We start from the raw sequence: 6,607 nt of genomic DNA on the forward strand, positions 1-6,607 counted from the left end.
GAGCACGGGCCACCCTAACGCCGGCGTCGTAAACCTCTCGTTAAGGACCTTCGGCCGCGGACGGCTTGACCGCCGCCAGAACTGCAACGGCAGCGTTAAAATCCCGCGCGCGGGCGGCCCGGCGTGCCGCGGCCTCCTCGTCCACGCCCCATTGGTCGGCGTTCCAGTCCTCATCGACATGGGCGGCGGCCCAGACCTGGTCGGCCTCGCGCACGCCATGGGCGAGGGCTAGTGCCAGCAGCGCCGAGCCGGTCAGGGTCGTCATCACATGGAGTGCCGCGACCGACCAGGCATCCCCGGGCAGGGCTGCGCGGGCGGCCTGAATGGCCTCGTCCGGCTGCTTCACATGCATGACACCCTCGGACAGGATGAAATGCGCCCCCAGTGTCTCCGCGGCCCAGAACAGCACGGGGTCCCAATGCGTGGCCTCGCGGGCCACGAGCGCCTCGGGATGGCCGGCGCGATAGAACAGCAGGTCGGACTCGAAATATTTTGCAAGATCGTCCCTGACGAGTTCGACGCGATCGACCACGCCCTCGACCACGCTGTTGGCGATCCGCGTCAGCGGCATGGTCACGGGATCCATCGTCTCGCCCTGGGCCGCCCATTCGGCGGCGACCGCGTCGGCCAGCGCGCGTGAGGGAATCACCACCTGGCGGCCGGACGGCGTGCGGATCGGCTTGCCGTCGAGCGTGATGGCGAAGCCGCCTTCGGTCTCGGCGACGTAGGCCTCCTTGTAGAAGCGCTTACGCTGCGGCGTGCGCGCGGACTGGCGGGCCGCCTCGCGTGGATCGCGCGGGGATTGCCCCGCAACCTCTTCGAACAATTCGCGCATGTCAGTTTTCGGCCCTACTCGCTCAGTGCTAGGCTTGTACGACAAGACCGGCGCCCGATAAAGCGAGCGGCAGGCATGAGGGAACTTGCGGGTATTGTGGCCCTGGTCTCCGGGCTTTGGCTGGCCGCGGCGGAGGCCGGCTTTCGTAGCCCGGAATCGCTGGTCCGCAACGTCTATGCCCATTACGGCCAGGGCGCGCCGGAGCTGTCAAAAGGCCTGCCGCGGGATGGCGTCACCGCCCGGCAATTCTTCGATTTCCCGCTGCGCAAGGCCTGGAGCACGCCGAGGGCCGAGCCCTRTGATTTCCTGGTGCAGAGCCCGAGCTGGAAGCTCGGCCCGGTCGCGATCGCGGTCGTGCGGAGGCAATACGACAAGACCTATGTCGCGGCGAATTTCGACAATCACGGCCGCCGGGTGACGCTGAACTTCATCCTCGTCAACGGCCCCGAAGGCTGGCTGATCACGGATGTCGAGACCCCACACGACAGCTTGCGCATGTTTCTGGAGCAGTTTCGGAATTGAGGGGGGTGTGGGCGGCGACACAACCATCGCTGTCATGCCCCGCGAAGGCGGGGCATCCAGTACGCCGCGGCGGATGTGGTGAGAGCGAGTTCTCTAACGCCGGCCTCTGGAATACTGGATCGCCCGCCTTCGCGGGCGATGACAGCGAGATCGTGGCTAGTCCCGCGCCTTACTCGTTCGCGCGCCCCTACTCTTCCGGCGCGTTCTCGATCGGATCGAACCGGCTTGCATCGAGCCCGAGCAAATTCCACGACTGCTGCATGTGCGGCGGCAGCGGGGCGGTTGCATCGATCACGCCGCCGCGCGGATGCGGAATGACGATGCGGCGCGCGAGCAGATGCAGCCGGTTTTGCAGCCCGCCCGGCAGCTGCCAGTTCTCGATGTTGAAATATTTGGGGTCGCCGACGATGGGATGGCCGATATGCTCCATATGCGCGCGGAGCTGGTGGGTGCGGCCCGTCACCGGCTTCAAGGACACCCAGGTCAGCTTGTTGCCGGCGGTCTCGACCACGGCGTAGTAGGTCACCGCGTGGCTGGCGCCCTCATCGCCGTGCTGGGCGATACGCATGATGGTGTCGTCCTCGCTCTCTTCCTTCGCAAGGAAGGTCGAGATGCGGCCCTGCTTCGGCTTCGGCAGACCCGGCACCAGCGCCCAATAGGTTTTTCGCGCGGACCGTGAACGGAAGGCGCCGGTCAGATGCGAGGCAGCAAATCGCGTCTTGGCGATCAGCAGGCAGCCCGACGTCTCCCTGTCGATGCGGTGCACGAGGCGCGGCTTCTGGCCCTTGGAATCGCGCATCACCTCCAGCATCTGGTCGATGTGCCGCGTCATGCCCGAGCCGCCCTGCACGGCAAGTCCGGCCGGCTTGTTCAGCACGAGGACGTCGTCGTCCTCGTAGATCGTCATCTCCTTCAGCGCGGCAAGCGTCTTTTGGGCGCCTTCCGATAGCTCACCGGCGGCCTTCGGCGTGTCGAGCTTCAGCGGCGGAATGCGGACGCTCTGGCCCTCCTCCAGCCGATCCTTGCTGTCGACACGCTTGCCGTCGACGCGGAGCTCGCCTTTGCGGACGACGCGCTGGATGTGGGAGAACGACAGGCCGGGAAAGCGCGCCTCGAGGAAGCGATCGACGCGCATGTTGTTCTCGTCGGCCGTCACCTTGACGGTCTGCACCTTGGTCGGCAGCAGCGCCTCGACGGCCTTGGCGGGTACAGGCTTTTCCRGCGCTGCCTTTTCCAGCGCTGCCTTGGGCGGGCGCCGCTCGGCACGCTCGGCCGCAAAACGCGGCGGCTTCGCACCCGGCTTGGCGCCAGGCCGCGGCCCCGCCTTCTTGGCGCTGCGCGCCTTGAACGGACGTGCGTCATCGCGCTCGTCACGCGAACGGGGCTTCGGGTTCATTCTCTTGATGCGACGGCTCATGGTTGCCTGCGTACCCTAAAAGCCGGCTCCCGTCACGGCGAAATGGCCGTTTCTAGCGCGAGCCGCCCCGCTCCTTCCGCAGCTTGGCCCAATAGTCCAGCCGCTTCCTGATCTCCCGCTCGAAACCGCGCTCGGGCGGGTCGTAGAAGGTCTGGCGGCCCAGGGCTTCCGGGAAATAATCCTGGCCGGAGAAGGCGTCGGGGGCGTCGTGGTCGTATTCGTAAGCTGCGCCGTAACCTTCCGACTTCATCAGCTTGGTCGGAGAATTGAGGATGTGCTTTGGCGGCAGCAGCGAGCCGGCCTGCTTCGCGGTCTGCATGGCGGCACCGAAGGCGGTGTAGACCGCGTTCGATTTCGGCGCAGTGGCGAGATAGACCACGGCCTGCGCGATGGCGAGCTCGCCTTCGGGATGGCCGAGGAAGTCGAAGGCGTCCTTGGCGGCATTGGCGATGACGAGCGCCTGCGGATCGGCAAGGCCGATGTCCTCGACCGCCATGCGCACGACGCGGCGGGCCAGGAACAGCGGGTCCTCGCCGGCATCAAGCATGCGCGCGAGATAATACAGCGCGGCGTCGGGATCGGAGCCGCGCACCGACTTATGCAGCGCCGAGATCAGGTTGTAATGACCGTCGGCCGACTTGTCGTAGATCGGCGCGCGGCGTTGCAGGATATCCTGCAACTGCGCGGCATTGAAAATCTCATCAGCCCGCGCCGAACGCCAAACCTCTTCGGCGAGCGTCAGCGATGCCCTTCCATCGCCGTCGGCCATGCGCACCAGCACCGCGCGTGCTTCCGCATCGAGCGGCAGCTTGCGGCCCTCCACCTCCTCGGCATGCGCAAACAGCTTTTCGATCGCGGCCGCATCGAGCGAGCGAAACACCAGCACGCGCGCACGCGACAGAAGCGCCGCGTTGAGCTCGAAGGACGGGTTTTCGGTGGTGGCGCCGACCATGACCACCGTGCCGTCTTCCATGACAGGAAGAAACGAATCCTGCTGGGCGCGGTTGAAGCGGTGCACCTCGTCGACGAACAGGAGCGTGCCCTTGCCCATCTCGCGGCGGGCACGCGCGGCGTCGAAGGCCTTCTTCAGGTCCGCGACGCCGGAGAACACCGCGGAGATCTGCTCGAAATGCAGGTCGGTGGCATCCGCCAGCAGCCGCGCCACCGTGGTCTTGCCGGTGCCGGGCGGGCCCCAGAACACCAGCGAGCCGAGCGTGCGCGTCTCCAGCATGCGCGTCAGCGCACCGTCGGGGCCGAGGATATGATCCTGGCCGACGACCTCCGACAACGCGCGCGGGCGCAGCCGGTCCGGCAGCGGATGCGGGGCCTCCTGATCGAGCCCCGCCGCAGCAAAGAGAGTTGGCGTCTCCTGTGGTCGCTTCGGACTCATCCGCCCAGCGTGACGTTGATCTGCTGCCCGCCGCGCACCAGGGTGATGCGCCAGACCCGCGGCCGCTCACCCACGGCCTTCTCGAGGTCGCCGGTCTTGCTGATCTTCTGGTTGTTGACGGCCATGATGATGTCGCCCTTCTGGAAGCCGACATTCGCCGCGGCGCTGTCGCCGCCAAGATCGGCGATCACGACGCCCTCGGTGTCGGCGTCCAGATGCAGCTCGTCGGCAACTGCCGGCGTGATGGTCGAGACCTTGGCGCCCTGGAACGGCGAACGCGCAGTGATGACGAGCTCGTTGCGGCCGGCATCGGGCGCGGTCTCCAGCGCGATCGCGAGCTTGAGCGGCTTGCCGCCGCGCTGCACGTCGATCTGCGCGGTGCCGCCGAGCGGACGCGTCGCGAAGCGGTAGTCGAACGCGTTGGGGTCATCCACGGTCTGGCCGTCGATGCCGGTGATGAGATCGGAGGATTTCAGGCCGGCCTTCGCTGCGGGGCCGTTCGAGACCACGTTCGCGACCAAGGCACCGGTCGGCGAACGCAAGCCGAGGCTTTCGGCGATCTCGGGCGTCACCGTCTGCAATTTGGCGCCGAGCCAGGGACGCTTCACCGCCTTGCCGCCGCTCTTGGCGGAGGCGACAACGACGCGCACCATGTTGGCGGGGATCGCAAAGCCGATGCCCTGCGAGCCGCCGGAGCGCGAATAGATCGCAGTGTTGATGCCGGCAAGCTTGCCGCTCATATCCACTAGCGCACCGCCGGAATTGCCGGGATTGATCGCCGCATCGGTCTGGATGAAGAACTGGTAGTCGGTGATGCCGACCTGCGTGCGCGCGAGCGCCGAGATGATGCCGTGAGTCACGGTCTGGCCGACGCCGAAGGGATTGCCGATCGCGAGCACGACGTCACCGACCAGCAACTCGTCCGAGTTGGTGAAGTCGAGCGTCGGGAATTTCTCCTTGGTGTCCTTCAGGCGCAGCACGGCGAGATCGGTGCGAGAATCCTTCAACAGGATCTCGGCCTCGAACTCGCGCTTGTCCGACAGCGACACCTTGACCTGGTCCGCACCCTCGATGACGTGGACGTTGGTGACGACGAGGCCCGACGTATCGACGATGACGCCGGAGCCGAGCGAGCGCTGCATCTGCTCGGGCTGCTGGCCGGGCACGCCGAAGAAGCGGCGGAAGATCGGGTCGTCGAGCAGCGGATTGCGGTTCTGCACCACCTTGGCGGCATAAACGTTGACGACGGCCGGCTGCACCCGCTGCACGATCGGCGCATAGGACAGCCGCAGCTCGGCTGGCGACGACGGGACCCGACGGTCCTGCGCCGCGGCCGGATTGAAGTGGGCCGAAAAGGCTATGCACAATGCCGTGACGACGGCGGTCCAGGTCGATCGAAACATTCCTACCTCTTGGAAAAGACGCCGGAATATAGGCGCGTTCGCCCCCCAATAGAAGGGCGCGGGACGGCAATATTCACCCCCTTCCGCCGCCTGCCGCATACACGCCCCGCGTAAGAAATGGCAATTTGCCCGGCGCTGTGGATTGGCATGATGCGCGTCATCTTGCATTGTGATGCAAGGCGGATTCGGTTGCGGCGAATTTGCATCAGTGGGAACCACGCAACCGGGGCGCGCCGTCGCGGGGCAGTCATCGATCGTTCCTAGGCTCTCCGCTTGCGACTTGGGGAAGTTCGTCAAACGATGGAGGCGTGACATGAGCAGGAGAAAAATTGCAGCCACGGCGATTGGTCTCGCCGGTGTACTCGCGGCCGCACAGGCCCAGGCCCAATCGGCAAGCAGCAGCGAGCAGGAGATCGCGCTGCTGAAGCAGCAGCTGAAGATGCTGGAGCAGAAGCTCGACAAGCTCCAGAGCCAGACCGCGGCGAACACGGCGGCCACGGCGAAAGCCAAGGCCGAGGCGAAGGCCGAGGCCAAAGCCGAAGCGCGCTCGGAAGCGAAGGCGGTCGTGGCCAATGCCAACGCTGCAATCCCGCTCAAGGGACCGGCACCCGCCTCCGGCGTCGTCGTGACGATGCCGAACAACCGGCCGACCATCTGTACTGCCGATGGGGCGAACTGCGTCGGCATCACCGGCCGCGTACATTGGGATGTCGGCGGCTATGATTATCGTCCCAACACCGCGGCCACCGTGCCGCAGAAGCTCGACAGCGGCGAGAACGTCCGCCGCGCGCGCATCGGCCTTGCCGGCAAATTCTTCAACGACTGGAATTTCGCGCTGATCTACGATTTCGGCGGCTCGTCCGACGGCTTTGGCGGCACCGGCGCCGCCGGCGCGACCCCTGTCGGCTTCCTGCCCGGTGGAGGCACGTCCGGCATCGAGAACGCCTATATCAGCTACACGGGGCTGAAGCCGTTCGGCGGCAAGATGGCGATCGAAGCCGGCATTATGGACCTTGCCTGGACCATGGATGAATCCATGA

At 66.1% G+C, this 6,607-nt stretch carries 6 protein-coding genes; 2 read left to right on the plus strand and 4 right to left on the minus strand.

The window, feature by feature from the left end; genetic code table 11:
* Positions 1 to 40 precede the first annotated feature (40 nt).
* The gene (locus tag AC1D00_RS21095; protein WP_477011993.1) at positions 41 to 835 is read right to left on the minus strand and encodes an ATP12 family chaperone protein; all 795 of its coding nucleotides are present in this window, start codon (positions 833 to 835) and stop codon (positions 41 to 43) included.
* Positions 836 to 910: 75 nt separating this feature from the next.
* Here AC1D00_RS21095 and AC1D00_RS21100 point away from each other — a divergent pair, with 75 nt between their 5' ends.
* Entirely contained in the window at positions 911 to 1,357 is a 447-nt protein-coding gene (locus tag AC1D00_RS21100; protein ID WP_477011994.1) for a hypothetical protein, read from the plus strand.
* 187 nt (positions 1,358 to 1,544) lie between these two features.
* Here the strand turns inward: AC1D00_RS21100 and AC1D00_RS21105 are convergent, their stop codons facing one another.
* From AC1D00_RS21105 to AC1D00_RS21115, 3 genes are read right to left on the minus strand one after another with little or no spacing between them, the layout of a single operon-like run.
* Entirely contained in the window at positions 1,545 to 2,774 is a 1,230-nt protein-coding gene (locus AC1D00_RS21105) for an RluA family pseudouridine synthase (RefSeq protein WP_477011995.1), read from the minus strand.
* A 52-nt stretch (positions 2,775 to 2,826) separates the two neighbouring features.
* Positions 2,827 to 4,164: a replication-associated recombination protein A gene (locus tag AC1D00_RS21110; protein ID WP_135178100.1), complete on the minus strand. Its 1,338-nt coding sequence runs from the start codon at positions 4,162 to 4,164 to the stop codon at positions 2,827 to 2,829.
* The gene (locus AC1D00_RS21115; RefSeq protein ID WP_477011996.1) at positions 4,161 to 5,567 is read right to left on the minus strand and encodes a DegQ family serine endoprotease; all 1,407 of its coding nucleotides are present in this window, start codon (positions 5,565 to 5,567) and stop codon (positions 4,161 to 4,163) included. Before AC1D00_RS21115 ends, AC1D00_RS21110 begins: the two co-directional genes overlap by 4 nt.
* A 313-nt stretch (positions 5,568 to 5,880) precedes the next feature.
* Between AC1D00_RS21115 and AC1D00_RS21120 the strand changes: the two genes are divergently transcribed.
* A partial coding sequence (locus AC1D00_RS21120; RefSeq protein ID WP_477011997.1) for a porin occupies positions 5,881 to 6,607 on the plus strand: 727 nt, incomplete at its 3' end.

The organism is Bradyrhizobium sp. P2_E8 (assembly GCF_056403875.1).